The sequence below is a fragment of the Roseovarius marisflavi genome (assembly GCF_900142625.1).
In the GTDB taxonomy this organism is placed as follows: domain Bacteria; phylum Pseudomonadota; class Alphaproteobacteria; order Rhodobacterales; family Rhodobacteraceae; genus Roseovarius; species Roseovarius marisflavi.
On record NZ_FRBN01000065.1, the window covers coordinates 1 to 2,994 of the forward strand.

Sequence of the window (2,994 nt, forward strand, 5' to 3'; positions counted from 1 at the left end):
TGTCCGTGAAGAATATGCGGCGACGATACTTCATGATGATCACTCCATCTCTCTCAAAAGATTAAAGTGTTGCATCGACCCGTTGAAACCGCCGCGCATAGCAGACCTTTGTTTTTGGTGCAGCATGGGGGACGTTGAACCTGAGCTGTGAATGGCAGCTTTTATGTCTTTGACAGGATTCCCTTGCAGGTGCAGCGAATGCACACTTTCCGCCCCACTTCGCCCAGATTACGCGACAAAATCGGCGCAGACAGAACCTCAAATATGCCTCAATGGATGAAGGGGGTAATTGAATTGGCTATTCTGCGGGCGCGCAGTACAGGCATAGCCATTTGATGCAAATCACAGCAGGCTACGAGGAAACGGATAGGAATGAGATCGCACCGTTCGTGGTGCGTCACATCTCTTCCGGTCCTCCGACATGAGGACAAGCGAGGTCCGATGCCTAAACGCGCCATCCCTCTCTTTCTGGCCATGACCTTCCTCATCACCTGGGGGGTTGTCGGCTTCTACGTGCTCGCTCCCGAACTGGCGTCGAGCTGGTTTGGACCAATCAGCGGTTTGCACCCGCTCTTCTTCCTCGCCACTTGGGCACCCGCCATCGCCGCGATCGTTCTGGTCCTGTCCTATGCCGACGGCGCAGGGCTGAGGCGCTTCTTGTCGCGGCTCTTGCTCTGGCGGGCGCCCTCGGGCTGGGTGGTCTTCGTGCTGATTGGCTTGCCACTGGTCTTCATGGCCGGATCGCTGGTCAAGAACGGCCCGGTTCTGGCGCCGCTACCGCCTGACGGCGCCGGTCCGATGGTCGCGGTCATGTTCATGATGCTGTTTCTCGGGCCCATCGAAGAGTTGGGCTGGCGCGGTGTGCTGCAACCCCTGCTTCAGCGCCACATGGCACCGATATGGGCCGGTGCGCTGATCGGGGCAATCTGGGGGTTCTGGCACCTGCCCGCCTTCTATCTTGCAGGCACCGTCTTCGGCGGCTGGAACTTCCTACCCTTCTTCATCGGCAACGTGGTGTTGGCCGTGCTGGTCACGCCGATCCTGAACCGAACCGGGGGCAGCCTGCTCTGGCCGATGCTGTTTCACTGGCAGCTGATCAACCCGTTCTGGCCTGACGCACAGCCCTGGGACACATGGATTCTCGCAGTCGTCGCCCTTGTCGCCATCTGGTGGAAACGCGAGACGATGTTCACCCGCGAGGGCGCCGTGACGCAGGTCATTCCATCTCTGCCGCAAGCCGCTCCACAGGTGGCAAGGTGAGCGCCATGCGGACCGCCCTTGCACTGGCCGCGACGGTCCTTTCGCTTCTCGTCACGGGGTCGGCTCAAGCGGAGGACGAAACGGGCCTCTCGGGCCGGTTGCACGACACGCTCGAAGCTTTCCGCGACCGCTACGATTTGCCAGGCGCGACGGCCGCCTTCGTTCTGCCGGACGGGACGGTTGCGAGCGTGGCGACGGGCCTGGCGGATGTCGAAGCGGGTCGGGCCATGATAGGGTGGACCACTTAGCGTAATCGCGGGTGGCGCTTCTTTTCGACCAAGAGCTGCTGCTTCAAACTGTTCAAACAGAAACTGATTGGCCAAGGCTCAAATGAAAAGGAGAACTGCTATGCCATGTTTTGCCGCTCTGGATGTCTCGCAGGAGACGACGGCCATCTGCGTCGTCGATGACGCTGGCACCATTATTGCAGAGAAGACAGTCGTGACTTGCCCGGAAATGATCACAAGCTTTCTGGCGGACGCGGTAAGGTGTGCTACCCGGCGCGAGGCGTGGGCACGGCTATGCCGACACGCCTTCCATTCAAATAAATTCCGTTAACTGATAGGGTGATGGCCAAGGAAACATCTTCTTGCGCCTTTTGACCGGACGGTCACGGCGAGATTTTCTTAAGAGGCTGATGTGTTGGAACTGATATGCAGCAGAAAAATCGTAAGGTTGATGCTTTTGCATTTGCTTCTGCTCTGCGCAGCACCACCACTCGCAAGTGCCGGAAGTGACGCGGCTGCACCCCTCTCGCGGCCCGCCGGATTGATGTGGAACCGGACCGGTTTGCCCGCCGTGTTTCCCCTTCAGGTCAAAACGCCGCCTGGTCAGGATTATTTCCTGACCTTGATCGATCAAAGCACCGATAAGGCTGCCTTGGCCGCCTACATAAAGGGCGGTGCGTTTTTCAAGGTTCTTGTCCCGCCGGGTGTCTTCAGGCTGCGCTTCGCCTCCGGCGATGTCTGGCAAGGCGAAGACGATCTGTTCGGGCCGGGAGTAAAGACGGATGTTTTCGAGCTGCGCAAGCCTCTGGCCTTTGAAACGCGAGGACTGGGTGTCAAAGCTGGCCACGTCGTAAACCTGTTGGAGCGCCGACCTGGTCGGATTGCGCAAACCACGCTCAAGGATCAACTGATTTGCCAATCCTTCAGACTTGGCATTCCGACACCGATCTATCCTGTCTCACAGGAAGGGCGCAGCAAGGGCATGTTCCACCAAGGGCGGATCGCGGCGCGGCCCGGACAGACGGCGGGCTTTGATCGAGATTTTGTCGCCAAACCGGGAAATCCCGCCGATCGTTTCCCGTCTTTCACGAGGCCGGGCTATGACGTGCGGTCGCGATACTGCGGATGAGCGATTATTGCGTGCAAGTAGCGATTTTAAGGTAGTCACATACCATTGAAGCCTCTGCTATTTCCAAAGGGGAAACGGATAGGTAGCCACACCCACTCAACCACACCTCCATATGTGCAGAGGCAGAAATCTATATGGCTAGATAGCTATATAAAGACGTGCATGGGGGTTATTGTTCGAGGCTGGAGGAGAAGCACAAGACAGGCGACGAACGGCGCCGAAGATGCCTCCTTCGGTGTCAGAATGCTGTTACGTGAGCACAGAGATTGGTGTGTGGTAGGCATAGCGGGTTGGTGATGGCCTACAAACGGCTCGAAGATAACAGCTTCACATGGCCCGCGGTCAAGAACGGGGTGATGCGCCTGGAACCGGCCCAGT

Annotated in this window: 4 protein-coding genes; 3 read left to right on the forward strand and 1 reads right to left on the reverse strand. The window is 58.1% G+C overall.

All coding sequences use genetic code 11. The features are described 5' to 3' along the window. Positions 1-441: 441 nt before the first annotated feature. Positions 442-1,260, forward strand: coding sequence for a CPBP family intramembrane glutamic endopeptidase (locus BUB78_RS19850; protein WP_073201145.1), 819 nt, complete (start codon positions 442-444; stop codon positions 1,258-1,260). A 5-nt stretch (positions 1,261-1,265) separates the two neighbouring features. Continuing rightward, positions 1,266-1,508, forward strand: a complete 243-nt coding sequence (locus BUB78_RS19855; RefSeq protein ID WP_139279417.1) for a hypothetical protein — start codon at positions 1,266-1,268, stop codon at positions 1,506-1,508. Between the two features lie 292 nt (positions 1,509-1,800). Here the strand turns inward: BUB78_RS19855 and BUB78_RS20825 are convergent, their stop codons facing one another. Further along, positions 1,801-2,406 (reverse strand): hypothetical protein, encoded by a 606-nt coding sequence (locus BUB78_RS20825; protein ID WP_220084059.1) that lies wholly within the window; start codon positions 2,404-2,406, stop codon positions 1,801-1,803. Positions 2,407-2,885: 479 nt separating this feature from the next. Between BUB78_RS20825 and tnpB the strand changes: the two genes are divergently transcribed. Continuing rightward, on the forward strand, positions 2,886-2,994 hold a 109-nt coding region (tnpB, locus tag BUB78_RS21640), incomplete at its 3' end, for an IS66 family insertion sequence element accessory protein TnpB (protein ID WP_139279418.1).

Bases quoted from the DNA above. Each gene is read 5' to 3' on its own strand.
- BUB78_RS19855 (WP_139279417.1), top strand. From the start codon at position 1,266: ATGCGGACCGCCCTTGCACTGGCCGCGACGGTCCTTTCGCTTCTCGTC.
- BUB78_RS19850 (WP_073201145.1), top strand. From the start codon at position 442: ATGCCTAAACGCGCCATCCCTCTCTTTCTGGCCATGACCTTCCTCATC.